The sequence below is a fragment of the Actinomycetota bacterium genome (assembly GCA_030019255.1).
Taxonomy (GTDB): domain Bacteria; phylum Actinomycetota; class Geothermincolia; order Geothermincolales; family RBG-13-55-18; genus Solincola_A.
This window is the reverse complement of record JASEFK010000003.1, coordinates 158,136-182,294: the sequence shown is the minus strand read 5'-3', so window position 1 is coordinate 182,294 and position 24,159 is coordinate 158,136. Positions and strand designations below refer to the sequence as shown.

The following is a 24,159-nucleotide window of genomic DNA, read 5'->3' as shown; positions in this document are numbered from 1 at the left end:
CTCACGCCCCCTTGATGTTCGCCAGGAGGTCCTCCCGGGAGGGATAGATGGTGAAGACCTTGGTGAGACCGGTGATGCGGAAGATGCGCAGTATGCGTTCCTGGTTGCAGATTATCCCCAGGTCGCCCTGGTGGTGCTTCACCCTTTTCAGTCCCCCCACCAGGACTCCCAAGCCGGTGCTGTCCAGGAAAGCCACGTTCTCCAGGTCCACCACGATATGATAGCGGCCCTCCTCCACCAGGTTCCTTATGGTGTCGCGCAGCTTGGGGGCGCTGTAGACGTCCACCTCTCCAGAAAGGACGATGACGGAATGGTCGCCCACGTCCTCAAGGACGATGTCCAGCTCGTTTCCTTCCCTTACCTCGTCGTTCGCCATGGCTTCTTCACGTACGGGATGACGGCCCGGGGGTCGAAGAAGCGGGGGTCCCTCAGCGGGGACGGGAGGGACGCTTGACCACGGTACCGCACTTGGCGCACTTGGCCTTGTCCTCCCCGGGGTCTATGGATACCCGATTGTTGCACTTCGGGCAGAGAACCCGCAGCACTTCGACGCCTGTCTTCTCATGACCGTGAGGCCCCCGCACCATTTTTTCACCTCCGTTGTTTCTTCGGAAACGCCACCTTGGTCCCGCTTCGGCGAGGTCCACCAAATATTTACCCCCCCGCCGGAGGTTTAAAACCTGTTTCTCGTACGGCAAGGGGAGAAAAGTATCCTTTCTTCCTACTCTATCACGGATGTCGCCCCTTGCGAGGGGGGTTGCGCCCCACGGGGAGAGATGCCGGAGAGCGCGGACCGGAAACCCGCTGCGGAAATTCATCCCTAAACGGGTGTTTACGGATAAACAAATGTTTACTATAATGGGAGGGGGGTGAAGGAAGATGGCCGGACCGGCATCCCGGCGGAGAGGGTCCCGCCTCGCCCGCGGGGAGGGAGGCGGCAGGAGGGGCCTCACGCCCCGCCAGGAGGAGGCCCTGGAGTTCGTCCTCTCCACCCTGGAAAGGAGGGGCTATCCGCCCAGCGTGCGGGAGCTCTGCGAGGCCCTGGGCCTTTCCTCCACCCGGGGAGCCCTGCGCCACCTCGAGGCCCTGGAGAGGAAGGGTTTCATAACCCGGGCGCCCGGCGCGCGCGCCATACAGGTGCGGGAGGACCTCCGGGGCGGGGTGGCCTACCTGCCCCTGGTGGGCGAGGTCCCGGCGGGCCCCCTCCGCTACGCCTCCGAGGAGGTGGAGGAATGGGTCCCGGTCCCCGGCCGCTGGGGAGGGAGGGGGCGATTCCTCCTCCGGGTGAGGGGGGACAGCATGATCGGCGACGGTATCCACCCCGGGGACCTGGTGGTGGTGGACCCCCACCCGGGCGCGGAGGACGGGGAGATAGTGGTGGCCCTGGTGGAGGGGGAGGCCACCGTGAAGCGCCTGCGGCGCCGGGGGGAGGTGGTGGAGCTCCACGCCTCCAACCCCCGCTACGAGCCCATCCGGGTGAGGAAGGGGGAGGCGGACCTGAGGGTGGTGGGAAAGGTGGTCTCCCTGCTGCGGGAGAGGGTGTGAAGGGGGGCCCGCGCGACGGAGCGCGGGCGAAACAGGAAAACGTTTCCAAGGAGGGCGCAAGCCCTCCTCGCGTCCCTGAGGGGGCCTTCGCGGAGCGGCGGGGGGCCTTCCGGAGACCGCGGGGCGGGAGAGGGCCGCCCCAGCCCGGCGTGATGCCGAGGGACTAGCCGCGGGCAGGCCCGGCCAGAGGCTTTCGCGGGACGATGGAGACCCTCCGGAGGGATGGGGTTCCGCGGCCCGGACGTTATGTGGAAGGAAAGGCCAGGCGCCGCGTGAAAGCGGCTGGAGACGGGGAGGGATGCCATGGTCACCCTGGTGGAGGAACCGGTGGACGTGGCGGCGGTCTTCCGCGGGGGAAGGCTGCGGCCCACCGCTTTCCTCTGGCGCGGACGCCGGTACCGCGTCCGCCGGGTGCTGGGAACCTACCGGGATCTCAGGGGGCGCTACCTGGAGCTCTATTACTCGGTGATGAGCGACACCCCGGAGGTCTACGAGCTCCGCTTCTCCACCGACGGCATGAGGTGGAGCCTGGTGCGGGTGCACGGCGAGGGATAGGTGGAGGCGGGAGATGACCCAGTACGTGGCGCACGGGCTTCTGCGCGCCGCGGACCAGGGGCGGGCCGCGGTGGAGGGGCGGTGCGTCCTTCACCTGGACATGGACGCCTACTTCGCCTCCGTGGAGCAGAGGGACGTGCCCCTGTACCGGGGCCGGCCCCTGGTGGTTTGCCACACCTCCAGCGATTTCTGCACCCACGGGGTGGTGGCCACCGCCTCCTACGAGGCGCGGCATTGGGGGATAAAGGCGGGCATGTCGGTGTGGGAGGCGCGGAGCCGCTGTCCCCACGCCTGCTTCGTGCATGCCGACATCCCCAAGTACCTGGACAACGCCCGGCGCATCCGGCGCCTCTGCGAGCGGCTTTCCCACCGCGTGGAAGTCTTTTCCATAGACGAGGTCTTCGTGGACCTCACCCCCCTTCTGCGATCCCGGCCGCCGGGAAAAGGGCACTGGCAGGAGGCCCTCCGGCTGGGGAGGGAGCTCAAGGGGGAGATACGCCGCCGGCTGGGGCTGACCGCCTCGGTGGGCATCGGGCCCAACAAGCTGGTGGCCAAGATGGCCTCCGAGTTCCGGAAGCCGGACGGCCTGACCCTGATCACCCCCGAGCAGCTCCCGGACATCCTGGCCCCCCTGCCCGTGGACCGGCTGGTGGGGGTGGGGGAGCGCATGCGCCGCCACCTGCGGGCCATGGGCGTGGAGACGGTGGGGGACCTGGCGCGGGCGCCGCGGGAGGTGCTGGAGTGGAAGTTCGGCGTGGTGGGGCGCCTGCTCTGGGAGGCGGCCCACGGTCGCGACGGGAGCCCGGTGAGGGCGGGCGGGGAGGACCAGGGGATAAAGTCCTTCGGCCACAGCCTCTCCCTGCGGGGCGGGACCCGGGACCTTGAATACCTGGAGAACACCCTGCTGGGACTGTGCGACGCCGTCACCCGCCGCATGCGCCGGGAGGGGTACCTGGGGAGGACGGTGAATCTCCGCCTCCGCGTGGGCTACGCCCTGGGGTACGCCCGCGCCCGCAGCCTGGCCGAGTACACCGACCTCACCTCGCCGATCTACGCGGCGGCGCGGGACCTTCTGCGCCGGGAGGCCTCCTCGGGGCTGTGGACGGAGCCGGTGACCACGGTGGGGGTTTCCGTGTCCCAGCTGCGCCGCAAGGAGGAGGGGAGGCAGGTCACCATCTGGGAGTGCCTGGACTCCCGGGAGGAGAGGCTCACCGCCGTTCTGGACGCTATCCGCGACCGCTACGGGGAGGACGTGGTCACCCGCGCCTCCCTGCTGGGCGATTTCGCCCTCTCGGGCATGAACCTGGCCCGTTGATCCGGTCGCGCGCGGCCGTGCACGGTACGACGCGGCCCACTTGTCCTTTTTGGGAAAAAGCCGGCCCGCCGGGAATGCGCCAACCCGGAGAAAGCCCGTCCGGGAGAGGATTTCCTGGGCATCCACGTTTAGGCCAGGATGCGCGATTTCACGTTGCCCGTGGAGGTCCTTGCCCGTCGAGACCGGGGTATGAAGAAGGTGGCTCCCGGCCGCCAGAAAGTTCCCGATTCCCGCTCCCCGGGAGCAAGAACTTTAAACCTTGCACTTTCTCTTTCTGGATGGAGAACCGGAAGGCTGGGCGGGTCGTCATGCCGAGCCTCCGTCCCGATTAAACCTTGCACCTTGTCTTTCCGGATGGAAAGGACCGGGTTTACTTCCCCCCTGGAGCGGTGGCCGGTTCGCTCGCCCCTGCCCTCCCGGTAGGGTTTCCCTCGGACGGGCTGGTTGGAAAGGACTCGGCTTTTCCCATGCTGGTAGAATATCCCCGGTAAACCCGTGTGCGGCGGAGCGGGAGGGGTGGGGAAGGGCAAGGAAGCGACGGATGGGGAAGTTGTTGACAGGGGCGTTGGAGGCCGTGGCCGGGCTGGCCGTACCCCGTGGAACCTTGTCCGTGGGGGCGGGAGGGAAAGAGAAAGGAATGGGGGCCGGGATGAGGAAGGCGTGGCGCAGGTTGTTGAAGGCCGTGGCCGGGTTGGCAGGAGCGGCCACCGGCATCCTGTTCCTCGGGATCATGGATTACCTCTACGATCCCGAGTTCTTCCGGTCCGGCCGCAAGCCCGCCCCCTCAAAGGACACCGCGCCGGGGGAGGCGGAGCTGGAGCCTGCTATGTTACGGGCAGGTTCGGGATACGCAGAGGTCACCCTGAGGTTCCGCTGCGGTCCGGGCGGCATCTCCGAGGACGGGGGCTTGAAGATCGGCATATGCCGTTTGGTAGATTTTGGTAATAAAGGGAAAAGGCCCGCCTTTCTTTACGCCCACGGCTGGGGCCTCATACAGAACCGCTACCCCCGCCTTCCCAATTATTACCGCTGCGAGCTGCGCACCTCGGGCAGGGCCCGGCTGGAGGTGGCTTCCCAGGGTTATTTCCCCCTGCGGGGCGCCCTGCGCTTCCTGGGCCGGGAGTTCCTGCGGCGCTGCGGCGTGAGGCTGGACCCCCTGGACGTGGGATACCTCTACCTGGAACAGAGGAAGATCCGCCTCCGGGTGCGGGGAGGTCGCCTGGATGAGGGGGACGAGATCCTGGTCCTCCTGGGGGACCGCAGCCGCGGGAGCCGGGGGTGGAAGGTTCCCGCCCATCCCTCCCGGGTGGACCTGGCGGTGGAGGTGGACGAGAGGGCCTCGGGCCTCTACCGCTACATCGGGCGCAGCCCGGTCCTGGAGGCGGTGGGCGGGGAGGCGGCGGCTCTCCAGCCCGTCCTCTCCTCCCCGGACCGGGAGGGTGTTGGCAGGATTTACCTCCGGGCCGTGGACCACAGGGGCGACGTGGACCCTACCTTCGCGGGAGCGGCGCGGATCGAGCCTCCGCCGGGCATGGAGGTCGCCCGCGAGGTGGTCTTCACTCCCCGGAACCGGGGGGTGGTCACCGTTCCCTACCGCTTGGCCAACCCGGGCGTTTACCGGCTGCGGGCATCTTCTGATTCCCTGCGGGGGGAGAGCAACCCGGTGACCTTCGGCGGCGGGATGCGCCTCTTCTGGGGGGACCTCCACGTGCATACTTGCCTCTGCGATGGGAACCTCGAGCCGCGGGAGTTCTACCGCGCGGCACGGGACGAGGAGGGCCTGGACTTCGCGGCCGTGACCATGCACGACACCATGGAGGTCTTCGAGCCCTCGGGGAGGGAGGAGGAATGGAGGCTTATCCGCGAGCTGCGGGACGAGTTCAACCGGCCCGGCGAGTTCGTGGTCCTCTTGGGTTACGAGTGGTCCGACCACCGCTACGGTCACCGGGGCGTCTACTTCGCGCCCTGGGAGAGGGATCCCCGCGTCTACGGCTGGCTGAGCCCGGAGAGCGACGACCCCTCGAAGCTGAGGGATTGCCTGCGCGGCCATCATGCCCTGGTGGTCCCCCACCACACCTCCTGGCGACGGGTGTTCGTGCTCCCCTTCAACTGGGCCAAGATGGTGAGGATGAGGATTCCTCCAGCCTATACCTGGTGGGATGCGGATGCGGAGCAGCAGCGCCTGGTGGAGATCTACAGCATGCACGGGGCATCCGAGAAATATGACGGTCCCTACCCGGTCACCCACGGTAACCCGCGGGGCTGGTTCCCCCGCTCCCTGCGCGACGACCGGGTCCCGCCCGGATATGGTAACTATTACCAGGAAGCCCTGGCCACTGGCCTCCGGCTGGGGGTGGTGGCGGGGAGCGACCGCCACGATTACGCGGTGAACGAGAGGGTGCATCCTGTGGACGTGTACCCCCGGGGGCTGACGGCCGTGTGGGCGGAGGAGCTGACCGACGAGGAGATCTGGAAGGCACTCTGGAACCGGCGCGTCTACGGCACCACGGGAGCCCGCATCGTTCTGGAGCTTTACGCCGACGGGCTTCCCATGGGCACGGAGTACTATCCCTCGGGCTCGGTCACACTGGAGGGAAGGGTGCTGGGAACGGCGCCCCTGCGCCGCGTGGAGCTGGTGCGCGGGGTGAGGGGGGATTTCCGCGTGGCCTGGTCCTCCTCGGGCGGGATGGAGGCCCGATTCCGGCTGACCGACGGGTATGAAGGGGATAGGCTCTATTACCTGCGGGTGGAGCAAGATGACGGCCACTGGGCGTGGTCCAGCCCCATCTGGCTGCTGGGGAATGGCGGCGCCACGGCTTGAGCTGAGGCGTCAGGTGGGAGGGGCGTGGGTTGTATCGAGGCAGGACCCGGAGTTCGGGTATGCGCTAGGCCTCCCCGCGTCTGCGGTTGGAGCAGGATGACGGCCACTGGGCGTGGTCCAGCCCCGTCCGGCTGCCGGGAGGCGAGGTCGTAATTAGGCCGCACCGGGGCGCGACGCGGGTGAGGCCGGGATGAGGCTCCGGGAAAACCCTGGCCGCGCCGGAATCGCGCCCCGTTTTTGCGGGGGTAGACGAGGGCGTAGCCGAGCCTCAATGCGGATAGAGCGGATGGTGGTCATGCGGACGGTCCTGGACGTCCTGAGGTTGCTGTTCTTTCCGGGCCTGGGCACCCTTCTGGCCGGAGGGAGCCTGCTCCTCTTCCTGGACCGGAAGGCCGCGGAGCTCATCCTCGGAGGACCCGCTGACGGGGGCGGAGTAGGCTTGGAGGGACAGGAAGGCGGGTGGACGTGGTCTCCCCAGGCCGGCTTCTTCCTCTCCACCTCCCTGGTGGCCCTCGGCCTGGGCGTGTTGTCGCTGATCGGGGCGAGGGGGAACCTCCTGGTCCTGGCCCTCCTTTTCGCCTCCGCCGAGGCGCTGCCCCTGGCCGCGCTGCGCGAAGCCGGAACCTGGAGGGGGGAGGCCTTTCTACCCCTTGCCTTCCGCACCGCGTTTCTGCGCGCCACCACCTTCCTGTTCCTGCTCGCCGCTGCCTCCCTCCGTTACCCTGGAGGGCCGGACATCTCCCTGCGCTCCTTCCAGGGCGAGCACCTCTTCGCCTCCCTGGCCCTCTGGGAAGGACCGGGCCGCCTCGCCGTGGCCGCGGCCCTGGGCGCCGGTGCCTTCTCCGCCGTTCTACTGGTCCTGGGTGATCCCGGATGGGAGAACGGGCTTATCCTTCCGGGCGGAGGACACGAGGGCTTGACGGCCCGCTGCCTGCGGGCCGCGGAACGGGGCTTTCTGGTGGCCGTTTTCCCGGTCCTCTTCCTGGGGTACCCTGGGGAGGGAAACGGCGGATACACGTTCTGGCTGCCGGCCACGCTGGGATGGCTCCTGCTGAGCATCCTTCTGCGCGCCGGTTTCTCCCGCTGGGGCCGGGTGGGGAGGAGAAAGTCGCAATGGTGGGCGGCGGTCCCCGCCCTCCTTTCCCTGGCCCTCATGGTGGGCGCCTCCGCCCTGGGTTGAGAAAAGGGCCGAAGGGGGTTTCCGGGTTCCGGGAACGCGTCCGGGGCCGGCTTACGCGCCGCGGCACGACCCGGGGACGGAAACGCGGGTCCGGGGGTCCATGGCCGCCTTCGGGCCGTGACCAGGGCGTCGTCGCGGAGGATGGTGGTCGCGGTTCTAAGATCGGCCCTCGGAGGGCATCACGGCGCGGAATGGGGTGGCGGGGATGGCGAAGAAGAACGTCCTGACACGACTGGGGGGTAACCCACCAGTTGGGGGAAAGGGGGTGGTCTCGGGAAGATGAAGGCCGTTTACCTCCTTCCCTTCATGCCTGCGGCTGCTCTGGTGGCGGCCCTGATGAGCGTGGTGCCCGCCGGGGAGAGCAGATGGAAATATGTTCCATCCATATGGTCGTTCCTGTCCGCCTCCACGCTCCTCGTGTTGGCTTACCGGGGGTGGGAGAGGCACGTCGGCCCCGGACCTTTCCGCTGGGGGTGGTGGACCCTTACGGCCGTAAACCTTGTCTTCCTGGTCCTTTTGGCGGTGGCCGGGCCCCTTTCCCTGCTCCTTCTCGCCGGAAGGGAGGGGGCGGAGGGCCGGAAGCGGCGGGTTCTCAGCGCCCTCGGCCACCTCTCCCTAGCCGGGGCCATGACCGCCGCGCTCTCCGGTCATCTCATCCTCCTATCCGCCGGGTGCGCCCTGGCTACCTGGTGTGCGGCGGCCACCGCCCTCCTGGTCGAACGGGCGGGGAGGGAACGGTCGCGAAGCTGGGCCGCGCTCTTCCCCTTCCTGGCCTCGGACCTCTGCCTGGCCCTGTCCGTCCTGCTCATGGCCCTCAAGGGCCTCTCCCGGGGACTACTTCTCTCCTCCTTTCCCGCCGCGGAGGTTGATTGTCTTCCCGCCTTCGTCCTCATGCTGGCCGCCGCCCTGCTGCGCCTGGGGGTCTTTCCCCTCAACGCCTGCGCTGCCTTTCTCTCCGGGCGGGGGAGGGCATACCGGCTGCCCTACCTCCAGGTGGTAAACCCCGTCCTCGGGGGGTACCTTCTCTTCCTGGCCGTCCGGGTGGTCTTCTCCCCGGGCAGGGAATGGCAGTGGGTGATGCTGGGCGTGGGTTCCGCCGTACTGGCCTCCTCGGCCCTGTCCCTTTTGCGTTCCGCGAACCGGGGAGGAGTGCGGGGATGGGTGGCGGCCTGCCTGGGGGGCGCCTTCGCCCTCTCCCTCTCCGGCGGAGGGCAGGGCGGCGCGGCGGCGGCCAGGCTGGTGTTACTTTCGGGGATTCCCGCCCTCCTGCTGCTGGAGGCCTCGGAGGGAGGAGGGTGGCGGCGGTGGGCGGGGGTGGCCGGCGGCGCCGCGCTCCTGGGGATTCCCCCCTTGGCCGGCTTCGGTTCCCTGTGGATGGCGGGGAGCTCCCTGGTGGAGGGTCATGCGGGCGGAAGTGGGGCGGTGTTCTTCCTGGGCTGGCCGGTCGTGGTCCTGGCTTTTCTGGTGGGCGGTACGGTGACCCTCCTCGCGCCCGGCGGTGAAGCGGACGGCGCGCCGGCCTGGGTTGCCGCGGCGGTTTCTTTGCCGCTCCTTGCCGTTCTTGTCCTGGTGGGGGTCTACCCGGGGCGGGTGGTGGACCTCTTCATGCGGGAGTACGGCCTGCCCATGGAGGTGCCCTTTTCCTCCTGGGGTTCGCTTGCCTGGGCTTCCATACTGGTGCTGGCGGGGCTGGGACTCCTCTGGGGGACGCGGGTGCGGGGAACGACCGGGATGCCCGACGGGGAGCGAGGATCTAAGGCCCTCACCGCGACGCCGGTGGGCTTCATGCCTTATCCTTATCCTTTCCGGTGTCGGGGGAGGGTTTGGGTGCTGGCGGCGGTGACAGCGGAAGTGGCGATGTTCCTGGGCTGGTGGGGGGCGATGACCCTTGTCCTTTTGCGCTGAAGGCGGGAACGCTCGCAACGCGGTAACGGCCTTCGGCGATCCTGCGGAGGGCCCTTCCCCCGGCGGGAATCCGTCCCGTGCTTTGCGGTTGCTGGAGCGGGAGCGGAAATGGTTGGGAGCGGGTTTTTCCCGGAGGTAATCTTGAAAGAGGGCATTTCCCGCGGGGTATGGCTGACGGAAGCGGGCGGCGAGAGGGAGGCCAGGCTGCGTTTCCTGGCCGAGCGGGGTCTCCGATTGCTCATGGCGGACGTGGACCCCGTGGGACGGGAATCCCTGCATTTCTTCGATCCCCGGGAGGGGAAGACCCTTCACCTGCTCTCACGGGAAGGGGGAGGGCTGGTGGAGAAGGCGTCCTCCTTTTTCCCCTCCGCTGCCCGGTGGTTGGAGCTGCTCTACGGGGCGGTCGGCTGCGAGGGGAGCATTCGGCGGGCGAGCCGCGAAGGCGTACCGGGTGTGGGGAAAAGCCGCGGCGAAAGGGAGGAGCCCGCCAGGAGCTGCCTCCCCTACGCGGGAGGGGAGCTGCTGGTGGAGACGGCGGGAGGGCGCGTGCTTCGGGTGATCGAGTGCCTGCGCATGGCTCCCTCACTGCGCCTCCGGGGAGGAAAGGCGGGGAGCGAGACGGAACGGGCACGGGAAGCGCTGGGCGGGGATTTGCCCCTCCTTCTTTCTTTCCTTCTGGCCTTGGAGGAGGGTCGTGGATGCGCAGTCCCTCCTTCCGCACGGGCGGTGCGCGCGGTCCTGCTGGAGCTACTGCGGATGCGATATCACTGTTCCTGGCTCTTCGCGGCGGCGGCGCTCTCCGGGCGGTTTCGACTCTCCCGAAGGTTAAAGCGCTGGGGTGAAGGGATCGCGGAGCTGGAAAGGACGGTGACCGGCGGGAGGGGAATAGCGGAGGCGCTGGTTCCCGGAGGGGTGCGGAACGGGGTGGCGGAAAGGGTAGTCCGCGAATTATGGAAGGATATGGAAGATATGGGCCGGCAATGGGCGGGGTTATACCGGCGCCTGGCGGCTCTTTCCCCTCCCCGCTGGGCGGAGAGACGCCTGGCCCGGCTTCCGCGGGAGGGGAGGAGCGGGGAACGCGGGACGGGTACGGCGGCGTGCGGCGGACCCTGGAAAGGATGGGAGGCCTGGGTGGGTCCCCTGGCCAGGGCCCTGGGAAGCGGATGGGACGCACGGGCGGAGGATCCGGCGTTCTCCATGCCTCCCGGCTGGTCTCCTCGCGTGACGGCGGGGAAGAAGGGAACGCTGCGGCGAATGGTGGAGGTAAGAGCGGGGGAGGTGGGGGATTCCCTGGCCATCATCGAAGCGCTGCTTCAGCATCCCCTTGAGGGCCCCTGGGAGGCACCTCGGGGACGGCATGGGAGCGGCCGGGGGTTCGGGCGCTGCGAGGGACCGGAGGGAGAGACCTGTTGTCATCTGGTCCTGGAGAGGGGTCGCGTCGTCCACGCGGCCTTTTCCTCTCCCCGGGAGCTGAACCGCAACGCAGCTTCCTGCTTGGAGGGCGCCTGGCTGGACGAGGCCGCGGAACTCCTCCCCCTCCTCCATCCCGACTAAGCGGGGCATCAAGCGTACCGCGGAACTTTCGAATCTTTATGACCATCTTGGCGATCGCCGCCCGGGCCGCAGCCTTCAGCATCAAGCGTACCGCGGAACTTTCGAATCTTTATGGATGAAGGGAATACGTGCGGTTTGAAAAATTGTACGCCGGCCGTCTTCCATCGCCCGCCGGGGGAGGGTCGTACATCAGGCGACGCGAGCATCAAGTCGTGGGGGTGATGCGCAGCAATAGGGTGCTCCCTTTCGTCCTGTATGCGTACCTTGCTGGCTTCCCCCTGTGTTTTTCCCAAAGGGCCGCCACCCGCCCCACCACCACCGTGGGCACGAAGGCGTTTAAGACCTCAAGGCTTGCTCCGTCCCTGCCATCCTCGAGATGGGACAGGAAACCCATCCCCCGCAGGGCCAGGTAGGGGCGGAGGGTTTCTATTCTCCAAGCTAGATCGTAATCCGTATTTCCTGCCAGCTTGGCGGAAAAGCTGTCCTTTTCCGCCTTCACGAAGAGGTCCCTTACCTCAGGGCCCAGCTCGAGCTCGAATTCCCGCAATATGGCATGGAGTGACTGGTGACCATAGAAGATGTGGCGGTCGCCGGTTTCCCTCTCTGTGATGACACCGCTTTCGAGATCGAAACAAAAGGATTGCCCCAGTTCGGAGGGGGCCCCACAACGCCGGCAGGGGGAGAACGACATCTTCTCCCGCAATGGTGAGGGAAGGAGTTTCTCCGAGGTCAACCGGCGGTACGCTTCGTCACTGCCCAGGGAATCCCTCTTTCCGGGAATGAGCTCACCTATGTAACTTTCACCTTCCACCCGGGCGGTAAAGGATACCGGGAATCCGTACATCACGTCCAGTCCTCCCAGGATGACCGCAGTGCAGTGGGCCAGATGGAAGGGATCGGTCACCCTTACCGCCCCCTCCTTTCCCCGCCGGTGGGTCAGCAGCTCGATGCGGCCCATGCCGATGGAGCGAGTGAAGAGTAGGAGACATTTCTGGGTCAGGCGATAGAGGGGAGTCCTGAAGATGAGCCTCTGGGCGGCCGGTTTGGCGGTGAAGAGATTCCTGGCGATCTCCGCGGCGGCAATTCTTCCGGCGATGTACACCATGCGGTTTATGGTGGAACCCAGGCGGCGTTCCAGCTCCTCGAAGACGCCATTGTGGAAGGAGGCCTCGTAGATGCTGAAGTTGGCACTGCCGTCGGCCCTGTTCACAATGCATCCGTTTTCCCACCTGTGCGTTCGGGAGATGATGCGGGGAACTCCGCAGGAAGGACATTTTGCAGCCATGATCATCCCTCGTCCAGGTTGATAACCGCCCGGTAACGTATCTTTTATCGTTCCGCGGCGGCATATTCTTAAGAGCTGACCGGGGTGCACCGGAAAGGCTCGAGCGCGGGCCCGGCTGTTCACCACTAAACGGACCATGGGCTTTCCCGAAAACGAGAGCATGGAAGGAAAGTGGCGAAAGGGAAATGGAACGTATTTAGCGAGGATACGGCCTGGGCTCCCGACGCCCGGTGCGGCAATGAGTTTATTAGAGACATCCCCGGGGGGGAGCGGCGAAATGCGGCGTTATAAGATAATCCGGATCGTACCGGAGCTCAAGAACGGCTTCTACTGGCGGAAAGGAGAATACCTCATCTGGGGAAACTCAGAGGTGATCATGGATCACTGGACGGCGGAGGACGAACACACCCGGTACGCCCATGCGGTACCCTTCGTTTTTAAAAGGCTCCCAGCCCCGTGGCTGGAAGCCCGTTTCCTGGTGGGCGCTGGGGGATTTGAACCCTCGACCTCTGCCGTGTGAAGGCAGCGCTCTCCCGCTGAGCTAAGCGCCCGTTGCAACCCCTTATGTTACCAGAATCGCCTCCGGATTAGAAGGTGTTGTCCTGGTCCACTACATAGTGAACACATCGCCCCTATCCTTTCGCCCCTCCATCCGAAGTTCATGTCTCCTTCCTGTTCGCATCCTCTCGAGCGATCGCAACCAGGGTGGTATTTTAGAATTGAGGCGGATTGGAAGGATTTACGGCCCACCACGAAGGCTCCTGGTGGGGGCGTTCATTCCCTCCGCGAGCAGATTGGGCGATCCAGAAGCGGTTCAAAAGAACTTGTAGCCCACCCCGGTGACCGTCTTGATGAACTCCGGGTTGGAGGAATCGCGCTCGATCTTCTTGCGCAGCCGGGCGATGTGGGTGTCGATGGTCCGGGAGATGCCCGGGTCGTCGTAACCCCAGAGGGCCTTGACGATCTCCTTGCGGGAGAAAACGGTGCCCCGATGGCTGGCCAGGAGCCACAGGAGGTCGAACTCCGTCTGGGTCAGCTCCACGGGGCGGTCGTCCACGGACACCTCCCGACGCCGCCTGTCGATCTCCAGGCCGGCCACGGATATGTATTCCTCCTTTTCCGTGGAGTCCCGCACCATGTCCGCGCGGCGCAGGGCGGCCTTCACCCGGGCGATGAGCTCCGCTCCCTTGAAAGGCTTGGTGATGTAGTCGTCGCCGCCGATGGCCAGCCCGCTGACCAGGTCGGTGATGTCGTCCTTGGCGGTGAGGAACAGGATAGGCGCCGCCGTTTCATCGCGCAGGCGCCGACACACCTCCATGCCGTCCACCTTGGGCATGATGATGTCCAGGATGATGAGGTCCGGATTTTCTTCGCGGCACACGCGCAGGGCTTCCTCGCCGTCCTCGGCGGTCAGCGGCTGGTAGCCCTCCGCCGTCAGCAGCTCGAAGATGAGCCGGCGGATATGGGGATCGTCGTCGGCGATGAGAATCCTCTTGCCCGCCATGGCCTTTCCTCCCCCGGCCATCGCCACTTTGACGTCTATGGCACTCGCCCCCCGGAGGGGGTCCGCTTGTTTTCCCCGGGTTTCTTACCGTACACCATGAATATAATCGGAAAAGGGACATCCTCTATTAAGCCGGGAACGGTACTAAGGTTCCGGTTCCCTTGCTCTCCTCCTTCCGGGGTTAATGCGCTCGTATACTGGCGAGCGCGGGATAACTGGAATGGTTCCGGTTGTCTTTTCTCCTCCCAGCGTCGCCGTTTGATACACGCTGTCGCGCGTGAGGTAATTGATGATTTTTCGCTTCCCCTTGTTTTTCTCCTCCAGATCCTGCCCTCCAGATCGGTGCCCGCCCGTAAACCGTGAACTCTCTCCTACCCGTCCGCTGCTTGTCCGCCTGTTGTCCGAGTCCCACTCATGAGGCGTTGAGGAGCGGAAACCGTCACGAAGAAGGCTTCCCTTGTTTCTTGAGCTGCGGGGATAGCGGAGGAGCAGAGATTGACCGCCAGGTTTAACCGAGACTCATCGATTGCCGTGATATCCCTCCGGCCTGGCCTCCGATCAGGCCGATATCCGGGCCAGGGCGGGGGAGGAGGGAAGCTCCACCTCCACCCCCACCTCGGCCAGGGCCTCCTGGACGGCGCGGTAATGCATGAAACCGCCCACGTGCAGGATGGTCTCCCCCAACTCGCGGTCCAGCTCCATGGAGGCCACGCAGGGGAAACTGTGCCAGTACTTGGCCACCACCTCGGCAACCGAGGGGTCCAGGGGAGCGCCCTTCAGGTTGAAGGCCACGTAATAAGTGTTCCCGCAGGGTGCGCTGCGCAGCACCCGCGCCTCCTTTATGTAACCTTCCCCCAGCTCCAGGCTCAGGCGGGGATACCCGATGCGGAAGTGCTCCATGAACTCGTCCACCGCGGGGTGGATGCCGGGCTGCAGGGAACAGAAGGGCTTGGGGAAGGCACACCCCATGTCCAGCCGCCGGCAGGCCTTGCGCACTTCTCCCCGCACCCACCGGCTCACCCATTCCGGGCCCTCCGCGGGAGCTACGAGGACGCGGGAGCCGGCCCGGGAGGCAAGGTCGGGCAGGGCCAGGAGGATCTCCTGGTGCACGTTTACGGCCACCGTGGCCTCGTGGGGAGGGAGTTCGCCTCCCAGGAGCTCCACCGGGTCGTCCAGGTAGTAGGGGAGGACGGGGGGAAGCTGGATTACGTCCGCGATATCCGCGGTGAAATCGATCCCGTAGGTGTCCCGGCAGTGGTCGCAAAGGGCCCCGCACCCGTTGCAGTATCCCTCCTCGTTGACCAGGTGGCGGAGGAAACGTTCCGCGAAGGTGTCATCGAAGGTCACCGAGAAAGGGTCCGGGCGGGGAGGGATGGAACCCCCACAGTAGATCAGCAACAGTTTCATGATCCCAGGCTCTCATGCGTCCACGTCTGGCCTTCCTGGAACGGGAGCCGCGGGGGCGCGTGGCAGCTCATGTTTTTCCGGAGAACATGCTCTCTCCCCTCCAGCCGGGGCAAGCATGGGGTCGAATCCTACGAGTAGCCGGTCAGCGGACCGGGCGAACCTCGAACCCCCTCCGCCCTGCGGGCACGTTATGGGAAACCTCTCGCGCGACCCCGCTCCGCCGCGGCGCTGCCCGGCTTCCACGCGGATCCGGATTCCTCTCCGCGGTTTTGCTTCGGCTTCCGCGAGAAACCGGCTCCCGTTCACCCGCCCCGGCCTCAGAAGAAGCACAGGGGAGTGGGGCAGCCGCCGGCGTAATCCGATTCTGCCATGGTGTAATCCGGCCTCTCCATGAGCCTCATCATGGAGTCGCTTCCCAGGTAGAGGACTTGCTCCCGCTTGCTCCCGTAGCGGTAGACGGTGATCCCCTTGCATCCTAGGCGGTAGGCCAGTAGGTAGGCTTCCTCGATGTCGTCGATGGAGGCGTCGGAGGGGAAGTTGATGGTCTTGGACACCGCGTTGTCGCAGTGTTTCTGGAACACGGCCTGCATGCGCACGTGCCATTCGGGGGCGATGTCGAAGGCGGTGACGAAGACCCGCTTGATGTCCTCCGGTATGCCTTCCACGTAGTGGAGGGTGCCGCTGCGGGCGATGTCCATCATCAGGTCGTTCCCGTAAAAGCCCCTCTCCCTGGCTACCTGCTCGAAGATGGGATTCACCTCCATGAGCCGGGTGCCCTCGATCACGTTGCGCACGAAGGAAATGGCGAAGAGGGGCTCGATGCCGGACGAGGTGCCGGCGATGATGCTGATGGTCCCCGTGGGGGCGATGGTTACCGTGGTGGCGTTGCGCATGGGGATACCCCTCTTCTCCCACACCGAGCCCGGGTAGTTGGGGAAGTTGCCCCGTTCCGCCGCCAGCTCGGAGCTGGCCCGGTGGGATTCCTCCTCCAGGATGGAGGCGATCTCCTCCGCCGCCTCCAGGCCTTCCTCGGAATCGTAGGGGATGCCCATCATGAGCAGGGCGTCGGCGAAGCCCATGACCCCCAGGCCGATCTTGCGGTTCCCCTTGGTCACCCTCTCCGTCTCCTCCAGCGGCCACCGGTTGACGTCGATGACGTCGTCCAGGAAGCGCACCGCGGTGCGGATGACCGACCGGAACTTTTCCCGGTCCAGCTTCCCGTCCCGGACCATGGCCTTGAGGTTGATGGACCCCAGGTTGCAGCTTTCCCAGGGGAGCAGGGGCTGCTCCCCGCAGGGATTGGTAGATTCTATATCCCCCAGGTGGGGAGTGGGGTTGTGGCGGTTGATGGTGTCCAGGAAGATCAGCCCTGGGTCCCCGGTGCGCCAGGCCTGGGTGACGATGAGGTTGAAGACGTCCCGCGCGTGCAGGCTCCCGGTGACCGCCCCGTTGCGGGGGTTGCGCAGTAGGTACACCTCGTCCTTCTCCAGGGCCTCCATGAACTCGTCGGTGATGCCCACGGAGAGGTTGAAGTTGGAGAGGAAACCCTCCTGGTCCTTGGCGGTGATGAAGTCCAGGATGTCCGGGTGGTCGCAGCGCAGGATGCCCATGTTGGCCCCCCGCCGGCGCCCCCCCTGGCGGATGATCTCCGTGGTCACGTCGAAGATGCGCATGAAGGAAACTGGGCCCGAAGCGATGCCCATGGTGGTCTGCACCACGTCACCCTTGGGGCGCAGGCGGGAGAAGGAGAAGCCGGTGCCCCCGCCGGACTTGTGCACCAGGGCCATGTTCTTCACCGCGTCGAAGATCCCGGGGATGGAGTCTTCCACGGGCAGGACGAAGCAGGCGGAAAGCTGTCCCACCTCGGTGCCCGCGTTCATCAGGGTGGGGGAGTTGGGAAGAAATTCCAGGGAGACCATGAGGCGGTAGAATTCCTCCTCCCATGCGGAGACGTCGGCCCCGGGGTCGTACAGCCTCTCCGCCTGGGCCACGGCGCGGGCCACGCGCCGGAACATCTGGTCCGGGGTCTCCACCACCTGGCCTCTCTCGTCCTTGAGCAGGTAGCGCTTCTTGAGCACGTTGACCGCGTTGATGGTTAGCTTGAGCTCATCGCGCACCCCCAGAAAGTCCTTGGTGCGACGAATCTCCGCCCGCTTCTCCCGGTAGAGGATATAGGCCTTGGCGGTGCGCGGGAGTCCCCTCTCGATGAGGGTCTCCTCCACCAGGTCCTGTACCTCCTCCACGGTGGGAATGTCGCCGACGTAGCGCTCCTCCAGCCTGGCCACCACCTCGTCGGCCAGGGATTCGGCCCGGGAGGGGTCCCCCTCGCCTACCGCCTCCAGGGCCTTGCGGACGGCGGCGGCGATCTTCCCCTTCTCGAAGGGCACCACCGACCCGTCTCTCTTGCGAATCCTCTCCATGGTCATGGCCGTTCCTTTCCCCTTCTTTCCTGCGGCGGGCAGGAAGGCATCCGCACCTCACCGACTAAGTTATTCTACCCGTGCGTGAGGACACAAGACGGCCGTCACGTTCTTTCAATTCGTCCGTCCGGCGAGGAGATCGCGCACCTCGTGGAGCATGGAAAAGGCCTTCTCCATGGTGGCGGTGAGGTCCGGGTTGACCAGGCAGCAGGTGGCCGGGGTGAGCAGGGAGCGGGACAGGAGCCTCCCGGGCTCCAGGTCCTCTTCTTCCAGGCTTTTCCATATGGACAGCAGCCTGTCCGCCAGGCTCCGCGGGTTCTCGCCCTCCAGCAGGGAGGTGTGGGTGGGAACGGCGCCCCAGGCCACGGATCCCCCGCGGCGGAAGAGGGCGGCCAGGCCGGACCGGTAACCGGTGAGGATCTCCCGGTTGTTGTAAGCGTCCAGGGAGAGGAGGTCGAGGTCGGAGCGCAGGAGGAAGTCCCAGTCCGGGTTCCCGCACAGGTGCACTCCCCGCGGGCCCTCCAGCAGGGAGAAGAAGAGGGCCAGGTCGGTGCGTGCGCTCTCCGCGGCATATCCGGTGATGCCCGTGAAGAGGAACTCCAACCCGGGCTCGTCCACCCACACGAAGGAGCGCGGGTTTATCTCCCGTAGGTCGTGGAGGTGGCGGTTCACCCGGTTGGCCACGTGCCGGACGAGGAGTTCCCGGACCTCGTCCCGGTAGATGACCGGCTTGTTCTCCCGGTCCTTGATCATGAGGGCCAGGGATATGGGGCCCATGAACTGCCCCCGCAGGGCCGTGTGCTTTTCGGAGGCGCGTTCCAGGAAACCCGCGTAGGTCAGCGATTCCTCGGGGGAGACGGCGAAGAGGTCGTCCGTGGGATCCAGTTCCAGGTACTCCTCGAGCCCGGCCAGGAAGAGTTCCTCGTCGAAGACGATGCGCAGCCCCTGGTGGTCCACCACCGCTCCCGGAAAACCGCGCACCGTCTGCACGTAGGTGTCCTCGGAGTAGGAGACGTTGGGCAGCTGGGGCCAGAAGGGGATGTCCAGGGAGAAGGCCAGGTCAAGGGCCCTCTCCGGGTCGCGATGGGGGAGGATGCCCATGGCCGTGGTGGGCAGGGGGATGTCAAAGGTCGGGAGTCGTCCGTCCGGTGCTTTCCCTTCGTTCATCTCCGTAGGCCTGGACGTGGATGGAAACGTCTTCCCCTTCGGGACACCCCCGACGTTCGTCGCGTTATGCAAGCGCCGTCCGGGGAAAGGGGTGCTGGGGGCCGTAGCGATGCCCTCATTCAGCCAGGACGCCGGCTTCGACCAGGGCCTTGTGGTAGGCCCCGCGGTCGAAACCCACGACGATGGTATTTTCCACCTCCATGACCGGAACCCCCATCTGGCCGCTCTTCTCCACCATTTCCCGCGCCGCCCGCTCGTCCTCGGAGACGTCCACCACGGTGAATTCGACCCCCTCCTTCTCCAGGAAGTCCTTGGCCATGCGGCAGTAGGGGCAGGTGGGAGTGGAGTACAGTTTCACCTCCGCCATGTTCCTTCCTCCTTGAGCCCCACGGGCAATCCACGTTTCAGGGCCTATCCTAGTACGTTCTCCGGCGCCCTCACCATGATCGCCGTCAGGTGGACGGCGGCCTGGGGATTCAGCGCTGGGCGCAGCCCTCGTTTACCATCTCCTCCAGCTTGGCGCGGTCGCGCAGGATTATCTTCCCCTTCTCCGTGTCCACCAGGCCCAGCTTCTTGAGGTTGGAGAGCACGCGGATGGTGGTCTCTACGGTGGTGGCGGCCATGTCCGCGATGTCCTGCCGGGTGAGGGGCAGGTCGATGCTCACCCCGTCCTTCCCTTTGACCCCGGCCTTTCGGGCCAGCATGAGCAGCACGCGGGCGATGCGCCATTCCACCCGCTCCATGGCCAGGGCCCGGATGGTGTTCTGCGCCTCGCGCAGGCGGGCTCCCAGCTGGGTGATGATCTCCAGGGCCAGGTCCGGGTTGTCGCGGAGGAAGGAGAAGAAGTCGCTGCGGGAGATGGAAAGAACTTCCACATCCTCCAGGGCCTGCGCGGTCATGGGATAGGGCTGGCCGTCGAAGATGGCCTCCTCGCCGAAGATCTCGCCGGGATAAACCATCTCCACGATCATCTCCCGCCCGTCGTCGGTCTGCTTGAGGAGCTTAACCTCCCCCTTGACCAGCACATAAAGGCTGCGTGGCGGGTCACATTCGAGGAAGATGTAGTCCCCCTTGGAGAATCGCTCCCTGGCGCACAAAGAGTAGAGCCGGTCGAGTTCCTCCGCCTCCAGGAACTCGAACATGGGTATTTTCCAGAAGATGTTGACCTTCGGGTCGCCCCCCTGTCCCTCCGTCATGCGTCCCCCCAGATGAAAAAGGGGAGCCCGGGCTCCCCCCGTTGCTCGATCCGCGCCTATTCCATGGTTATGGCTTCGGAGGGGCACTCCTCGGCGCAGGTCCCGCAGCCGTCGCAGTCCTCAGGCCGCGCCACGAAGGCCACGTCGTCGTCGTTGAGTTCCAGCACGTCGTTGGGGCACTCGTCCACGCAGAGCCCGCAACCCGTGCATTCGTCCTGATCGATGACCGGCCTCTTGTCGCTTGGCTCTCCCATGAAATACTCCTCCTTTTCCCGACTCTCGACCCAGGGGCTCAAATCCCTCATATTCTATAGCACAGTAGTCCGGGGCAGGCAATATCAACCATCGTTCTCTGCCGGGGCCGGTAAGGGAAGGGGGTCGGCCATTATTCTCATCCGTTTAAGGTGGGGAAGAACCACAAGTCATGCGCAGTGGGAGAGGGGGGCGATTCCTCCTTCCCAAAGGAATGTCATGTCGAGGTGGTAACCGGGAAGAGTATAGTCCTTTCCCCCTTCTGCCCGGAGCGCATTGTCGCGGAAGTTCCCGTGAGGGGGCGGCTTCCGTGCCGTACCTGCCCTTGCCGGGAAAGGGATCGCCGAATGGCGATCCCGTTTCCGGTTGGTATATTATACCAATTGGCGCAGGTCGAAGCCGGGCTGGAAAAGCTTTCCGCGCCAGGCGGAGAGGTCGATGCCCCGCTTGATGAGGGTCTCCGCCGCGCGGGCCTCGCCGATCTCCCCGATGAAGGTAGCCCCCACCAGCACCCCGTCCCGGAGCACCAGCTTGCGGTACCGCCCGTCCCTGGGATAGTCGCCGGTGAGGACCTCGTATCCCTCGCCCTCCGGCGGGAGGTCCAGTCCTACGCAGGCCACCGGAAGCCCGTAGATGACGATGACGTTGTAGGGCACCACTCCTTCCAGCACCGCTTCGCCGCCGCTCATGTTGGTGCCGGCGATCTCCCCCTGGCGTTGCGCGTTGAGCCAGGAGGTGACCAGCCGGTGTTCACCCGAGGACCGGTCCAGGGCCTGGGCCGCGTCCCCGGCGGCGTAGATGTCGGGCAGGTTGGAGAGGAGGCGCTCATCCACCAGGATTCCCCGGTCGGTCGCCAGCCCGCTACCCTCCAGGAACTCCAGGTTGGAGATCACCCCGATGGCCACTCCCAGGAGGTCCGTCTCCAGCTCCCGTCCTGAGGTAGTGTGAACCGCCCTGACCCTGCCGCCTTCTCCGAGGACCTTCTCGATGCCCTCCTCCTTGAGCAGCTGGATGCCCTTCTCCTCCAGCACCCTTTCCACCAGGCGGGAACCCGCGGCGTCCAGCATCTGGGGCCAGAAGCGATCCTCGCGGATCAGGTAGCGGGTGCGCAGCCCCATCTCGTTGAAGGCCCGGGCCATCTCCACTCCCAGGAGACCCCCGCCCAGGGCCACGGCGTTCCGGGCTTCCTTCCCGCGGCGGAGGATATCCTCGGCCTGGTCCAGGGTGCGCAGGTAGACCACCCCGTCCAGGTCGCCGCCGGGGACGGGGAGCTCCCGGGGGCGCGCACCGCAGGCCAGGAGCAGCCGGTCGTAGGGAAGGGATTCCCCGGAGGAAAGTTCCACCGCTCCTTCTCCGGGTTTCACCGCGGTCACCTCCTGCCCGGCCAGGAAGCGGATGCCGTTCTCCCGGTAGAAATCCTCCTTGACCACGAATACCGAGTCCCTTTCCCTCCAGCCGCTGATGTAATCGGGCAGCCGCATGCGGTAGTAGCAGGGATGGGGCTCCCGGTCCAAGATGGTTATCTCCCCCTTGGGGTCCCGCTTGCGGATGGTCTGCGCCGCCCGCAGCCCCGCGCCTCCATTGCCTACGATCACGTAGCGCATGTCACATTCCTTTCCTTCAGCCTTTCTTTACCAGTATATTCCTTCTCTTGACGAACATCCTTCGCCGGTGCCCGTCCGATCAGCGCCATGGGCGAAAGCACCTTACCGTTTTCCAAGTCTGAAAATCCTCCCGCGCCGGAAGCTCTCCCGGCGGATGAGGGAGAGGGCGGCGCGGTGAGCGGCCTCCTCCAGGGAATCGTCCAGGGGAGGCAGCGCCTCCAGGTCGTGGCGGCGGCGCAGGGCGCGCAGGATGAGCCAGTCGGCAAGGCGGGGGTTCTTGGGGAGGATGGAGCCGTGGAGGTAGGTGCCCACGGCGTTGCGGTACACGCAGCCCTCCGTCCCGTCTTCGCCATTGTTGCCGTACCCATGAAGGACCCTTGCCAGGGGGCGGCAGCCCGGGCCCAGCCGGGTGCGCCCGGAGTGGTTCTCGAAGCCCACCAGGGTGCCCTCGGCGCCCTCCAGGTCGCAGAACACGGCCACGTTGCCGATGAAACGGGTGTCGCCTCCCACCGTCTCCGCGTCGAAGAGCCCGATGCCGGGGAGATGTTCCCCGGTCCAGGTGAGGAAGCTTTTCCCCAGGAGCTGGTAGCCCCCGCAGATGGAAAGCAGGGCGGCACCGTTCTCTACCGCTTCCCGCAGGGCGGCGCCCTTCTCCGCGGAAAGGTCCTCGCAGACCATCATCTGCTCCCGGTCCTGGCCTCCGCCGATGAAGAAAAGGTCGAAGGCCTCCGAGTCCAGGGAATCGCCGATGCTCAGGCGGCTCACCTCCACCCGGATGCCCCGCCAGGCGCAGCGGCGTTCCAGGGCGATGACGTTTCCCCGGTCCCCGTAGATGTTCATGAGCTCGGGGTAGAGGTGACAGAGGCGCAAGGTCAGTCCCTTCATGCGTGTCTCACCTCCAAACCGGCCTCCCGGTGTAGGGGATCGTGCCCCGGGGCGCTGGATTTCCCCTGATCTTGGATACCCATGCCATGAGGCTCATGGCCTCCTGATGTGGTCATGGCTTTCCCGGCGACGCGCTTTCCCCGGGGTCCGCGAACCTTCATGGTCCTCCCCCCTCCCACAGCCCGGGAGCCGCGCCCAGGCGGATGAGAAGGCGGCGGAGCTCCAGGGTGGCGGTATAGGTGGTGAGGGCGTACACCGTCTCCCCCTCCCGGGCATGGGAGAGGGCCGCCCGCAGGGCCTCCTTCAGCTTCCCGTGGACCTCGATGCGCCCTTCCTCCATGCCCGCGTACTTCATGCGCAGGGCCATGTCCAGGGCCCGGGTACCCGTGGCTACCAGTATGCGGGGAAGGGGGGCCAATTCCTCGAAGTCCACGTCCCATATCCAGGAGACGTCCCGCCCGTCGGCGATGCGGTCGTTGAGGGCGGCCAGGACCACCAGTCCCTCTCCCTCCCCCCGCACTGTGCGGATGACCTCGTTGAAGCCGGTGGGGTTCTTGGAGAGGACCAGGAAGAGCTCCCGCCCCTCCACGGGGATGCGCTCCCCCCTCCCGAAGGCGGTCACGTATCCCCGGACCCCGCGTTCTACCTCCTCCCGGGAGATCCCCAGCAGCTGGGCCCCCGCCAGGGCGGCCAGCAGGTTGTAGACGTTGTACAGTCCGGGCACCGGCAGGTGGAGGGGAGCCTCCCAGGCGGGCGTGGACACGGTCACCTCGGTGCCCGCCGCGCCCCGCAGTTCCACGCGGACGGCGGTGAAGGAAGGGCGGGGGCGGGAGGCGCCGCAGCCCGGGCAGGAATATTTTCCCATGTGGCCGAAGAAGTGCACCGAAAACGCGAGGGGCGCGCCGCAGGCTCGGCAGTGCTTGGAATCGGCGGCGTGGCGGAACACCTCCTCGGCGGCTTCCTCGGACTCGATGCCGTAGTAGTACAGGTCGGCCGGGGAGTCCTTGGCCAGGGAGGCCACCAGGGGGTCGTCGGCGTTGAGGAGAACACGGCTCCCGGGCTCCAGTTCCCGCAGTGCCGCGTCCATCTTCCGGGCCAGGGTTTCCAGCTCCCCGTAGCGGTCCAGTTGGTCCCGGAAGAGGTTGGTAACTATTACCATGCGGGGACGCAGGCGCTTCACCGCCGCCGGCAGGGTGGCCTCGTCCACCTCGAAGAGGCCGATGTCGCCCTGGGGGTTTCCGCGCCGGTCGGAGGACTGGGCCAGGGCGGCGGTGATGCCGGAGATCAGGTTGGCTCCCACCCGATTGTGCACCGGTCGCAACCCGGCCTCGCGGAGCATGGCCGCCAGCAGGTTGGAGGTGGTGGTCTTTCCGTTGGTCCCGGTGACCAGTACGCAACCCCGTTCCAGCCTGGAGGCCATCTTCTCCGGAGCCCGGGGGTGCAGGCGCAGGACCACCCGGCCCGGGAAGTTGGAACCCGCCCCTAGCCCCAGGCGCCGGGAGACGGTGGTGGCCGCTTTCCCCGCGACCACGGCGAAGGTGAGCCTCACGTCCATGCGTATATT

General features: G+C 66.2%; 20 protein-coding genes and 1 tRNA gene. 7 read left to right on the top strand and 14 right to left on the bottom strand.

The window, feature by feature from the left end:
• Nucleotide 1 precedes the first annotated feature (1 nt).
• A complete protein-coding gene (locus QME84_03795) occupies nucleotides 2-376 on the bottom strand; it encodes an STAS domain-containing protein (protein MDI6873390.1) in 375 nt (124 codons plus the stop codon).
• 52 nt (nucleotides 377-428) lie between these two features.
• Nucleotides 429-587: a hypothetical protein gene (locus QME84_03790; protein ID MDI6873389.1), complete on the bottom strand. Its 159-nt coding sequence runs from the start codon at nucleotides 585-587 to the stop codon at nucleotides 429-431.
• A 292-nt stretch (nucleotides 588-879) separates the two neighbouring features.
• Between QME84_03790 and lexA the strand changes: the two genes are divergently transcribed.
• The 7 genes from lexA to QME84_03755 all read left to right on the top strand — a co-directional run bounded on the left by lexA (nucleotide 880) and on the right by QME84_03755 (nucleotide 10,875).
• Nucleotides 880-1,545 carry a transcriptional repressor LexA gene (lexA, locus tag QME84_03785; protein ID MDI6873388.1) on the top strand — a complete coding sequence of 222 codons (666 nt, stop codon included), beginning with the start codon at nucleotides 880-882 and terminating at the stop codon, nucleotides 1,543-1,545.
• A 303-nt stretch (nucleotides 1,546-1,848) separates the two neighbouring features.
• Nucleotides 1,849-2,100 (top strand): DUF6504 family protein, encoded by a 252-nt coding sequence (locus QME84_03780; GenBank protein MDI6873387.1) that lies wholly within the window; start codon nucleotides 1,849-1,851, stop codon nucleotides 2,098-2,100.
• Nucleotides 2,101-2,113: 13 nt separating this feature from the next.
• Nucleotides 2,114-3,415, top strand: a complete 1,302-nt coding sequence (dinB, locus tag QME84_03775; GenBank protein MDI6873386.1) for a DNA polymerase IV — start codon at nucleotides 2,114-2,116, stop codon at nucleotides 3,413-3,415.
• A gap of 649 nt (nucleotides 3,416-4,064) precedes the next feature.
• Nucleotides 4,065-6,236 (top strand): CehA/McbA family metallohydrolase, encoded by a 2,172-nt coding sequence (locus QME84_03770; GenBank protein MDI6873385.1) that lies wholly within the window; start codon nucleotides 4,065-4,067, stop codon nucleotides 6,234-6,236.
• Nucleotides 6,237-6,531: 295 nt separating this feature from the next.
• On the top strand, nucleotides 6,532-7,416 hold the full coding sequence (locus QME84_03765) for a hypothetical protein (GenBank protein ID MDI6873384.1): 885 nt from the start codon (nucleotides 6,532-6,534) through the stop codon (nucleotides 7,414-7,416).
• 279 nt (nucleotides 7,417-7,695) lie between these two features.
• A complete protein-coding gene (locus tag QME84_03760) occupies nucleotides 7,696-9,321 on the top strand; it encodes a hypothetical protein (protein ID MDI6873383.1) in 1,626 nt (541 codons plus the stop codon).
• Between the two features lie 141 nt (nucleotides 9,322-9,462).
• Nucleotides 9,463-10,875 (top strand): hypothetical protein, encoded by a 1,413-nt coding sequence (locus QME84_03755; protein ID MDI6873382.1) that lies wholly within the window; start codon nucleotides 9,463-9,465, stop codon nucleotides 10,873-10,875.
• A gap of 205 nt (nucleotides 10,876-11,080) precedes the next feature.
• On the opposite strand, the gene QME84_03750 is transcribed toward QME84_03755, so the two are convergent.
• From QME84_03750 to QME84_03695, 12 genes are all read right to left on the bottom strand, one after another.
• Nucleotides 11,081-12,085, bottom strand: coding sequence for a hypothetical protein (locus QME84_03750; GenBank protein ID MDI6873381.1), 1,005 nt, complete (start codon nucleotides 12,083-12,085; stop codon nucleotides 11,081-11,083).
• Nucleotides 12,086-12,636: 551 nt separating this feature from the next.
• Nucleotides 12,637-12,711: transfer RNA gene (locus QME84_03745), tRNA-Val, on the bottom strand.
• A 263-nt stretch (nucleotides 12,712-12,974) separates the two neighbouring features.
• Nucleotides 12,975-13,664, bottom strand: coding sequence for a response regulator transcription factor (locus tag QME84_03740; GenBank protein MDI6873380.1), 690 nt, complete (start codon nucleotides 13,662-13,664; stop codon nucleotides 12,975-12,977).
• Between the two features lie 558 nt (nucleotides 13,665-14,222).
• Nucleotides 14,223-15,071 (bottom strand): DUF166 family protein, encoded by an 849-nt coding sequence (locus QME84_03735; protein ID MDI6873379.1) that lies wholly within the window; start codon nucleotides 15,069-15,071, stop codon nucleotides 14,223-14,225.
• A 317-nt stretch (nucleotides 15,072-15,388) separates the two neighbouring features.
• A complete protein-coding gene (locus tag QME84_03730; protein MDI6873378.1) occupies nucleotides 15,389-17,497 on the bottom strand; it encodes a vitamin B12-dependent ribonucleotide reductase in 2,109 nt (702 codons plus the stop codon).
• A 108-nt stretch (nucleotides 17,498-17,605) separates the two neighbouring features.
• Nucleotides 17,606-18,658, bottom strand: a complete 1,053-nt coding sequence (locus QME84_03725; GenBank protein ID MDI6873377.1) for a hypothetical protein — start codon at nucleotides 18,656-18,658, stop codon at nucleotides 17,606-17,608.
• Between the two features lie 115 nt (nucleotides 18,659-18,773).
• Nucleotides 18,774-19,025, bottom strand: coding sequence for a glutaredoxin family protein (locus QME84_03720; GenBank protein MDI6873376.1), 252 nt, complete (start codon nucleotides 19,023-19,025; stop codon nucleotides 18,774-18,776).
• Nucleotides 19,026-19,134: 109 nt separating this feature from the next.
• On the bottom strand, nucleotides 19,135-19,854 hold the full coding sequence (locus tag QME84_03715; protein ID MDI6873375.1) for a Crp/Fnr family transcriptional regulator: 720 nt from the start codon (nucleotides 19,852-19,854) through the stop codon (nucleotides 19,135-19,137).
• 56 nt (nucleotides 19,855-19,910) lie between these two features.
• On the bottom strand, nucleotides 19,911-20,108 hold the full coding sequence (locus QME84_03710) for a ferredoxin family protein (GenBank protein MDI6873374.1): 198 nt from the start codon (nucleotides 20,106-20,108) through the stop codon (nucleotides 19,911-19,913).
• Between the two features lie 372 nt (nucleotides 20,109-20,480).
• The gene (locus tag QME84_03705) at nucleotides 20,481-21,710 is read right to left on the bottom strand and encodes an FAD-dependent oxidoreductase (GenBank protein MDI6873373.1); all 1,230 of its coding nucleotides are present in this window, start codon (nucleotides 21,708-21,710) and stop codon (nucleotides 20,481-20,483) included.
• A gap of 102 nt (nucleotides 21,711-21,812) precedes the next feature.
• A complete protein-coding gene (locus QME84_03700) occupies nucleotides 21,813-22,595 on the bottom strand; it encodes a glutamine amidotransferase (GenBank protein ID MDI6873372.1) in 783 nt (260 codons plus the stop codon).
• Nucleotides 22,596-22,752: 157 nt separating this feature from the next.
• Entirely contained in the window at nucleotides 22,753-24,150 is a 1,398-nt protein-coding gene (locus QME84_03695; protein MDI6873371.1) for a MurT ligase domain-containing protein, read from the bottom strand.
• Between the last annotated feature and the right edge of the window lie 9 nt (nucleotides 24,151-24,159).

Excerpts from the sequence above, each read along its gene's own strand:
- QME84_03710 (MDI6873374.1), bottom strand. The coding sequence starts at position 20,108 with ATGGGAGAGCCAAGCGACAAGAGGCCGGTCATCGATCAGGACGAATGC.
- QME84_03700 (MDI6873372.1), bottom strand. The coding sequence starts at position 22,595 with ATGAAGGGACTGACCTTGCGCCTCTGTCACCTCTACCCCGAGCTCATG.
- QME84_03725 (MDI6873377.1), bottom strand. The coding sequence starts at position 18,658 with ATGAACGAAGGGAAAGCACCGGACGGACGACTCCCGACCTTTGACATC.
- QME84_03695 (MDI6873371.1), bottom strand. The coding sequence starts at position 24,150 with ATGGACGTGAGGCTCACCTTCGCCGTGGTCGCGGGGAAAGCGGCCACC.
- QME84_03760 (MDI6873383.1), top strand. The coding sequence starts at position 7,696 with ATGAAGGCCGTTTACCTCCTTCCCTTCATGCCTGCGGCTGCTCTGGTG.
- QME84_03740 (MDI6873380.1), bottom strand. The coding sequence starts at position 13,664 with ATGGCGGGCAAGAGGATTCTCATCGCCGACGACGATCCCCATATCCGC.
- QME84_03765 (MDI6873384.1), top strand. The coding sequence starts at position 6,532 with ATGCGGACGGTCCTGGACGTCCTGAGGTTGCTGTTCTTTCCGGGCCTG.
- QME84_03715 (MDI6873375.1), bottom strand. The coding sequence starts at position 19,854 with ATGACGGAGGGACAGGGGGGCGACCCGAAGGTCAACATCTTCTGGAAA.
- QME84_03730 (MDI6873378.1), bottom strand. The coding sequence starts at position 17,497 with ATGACCATGGAGAGGATTCGCAAGAGAGACGGGTCGGTGGTGCCCTTC.
- QME84_03780 (MDI6873387.1), top strand. The coding sequence starts at position 1,849 with ATGGTCACCCTGGTGGAGGAACCGGTGGACGTGGCGGCGGTCTTCCGC.
- QME84_03735 (MDI6873379.1), bottom strand. The coding sequence starts at position 15,071 with ATGAAACTGTTGCTGATCTACTGTGGGGGTTCCATCCCTCCCCGCCCG.
- QME84_03705 (MDI6873373.1), bottom strand. The coding sequence starts at position 21,710 with ATGCGCTACGTGATCGTAGGCAATGGAGGCGCGGGGCTGCGGGCGGCG.
- lexA (MDI6873388.1), top strand. The coding sequence starts at position 880 with ATGGCCGGACCGGCATCCCGGCGGAGAGGGTCCCGCCTCGCCCGCGGG.
- QME84_03770 (MDI6873385.1), top strand. The coding sequence starts at position 4,065 with ATGAGGAAGGCGTGGCGCAGGTTGTTGAAGGCCGTGGCCGGGTTGGCA.
- dinB (MDI6873386.1), top strand. The coding sequence starts at position 2,114 with ATGACCCAGTACGTGGCGCACGGGCTTCTGCGCGCCGCGGACCAGGGG.
- QME84_03790 (MDI6873389.1), bottom strand. The coding sequence starts at position 587 with ATGGTGCGGGGGCCTCACGGTCATGAGAAGACAGGCGTCGAAGTGCTG.
- QME84_03795 (MDI6873390.1), bottom strand. The coding sequence starts at position 376 with ATGGCGAACGACGAGGTAAGGGAAGGAAACGAGCTGGACATCGTCCTT.
- QME84_03720 (MDI6873376.1), bottom strand. The coding sequence starts at position 19,025 with ATGGCGGAGGTGAAACTGTACTCCACTCCCACCTGCCCCTACTGCCGC.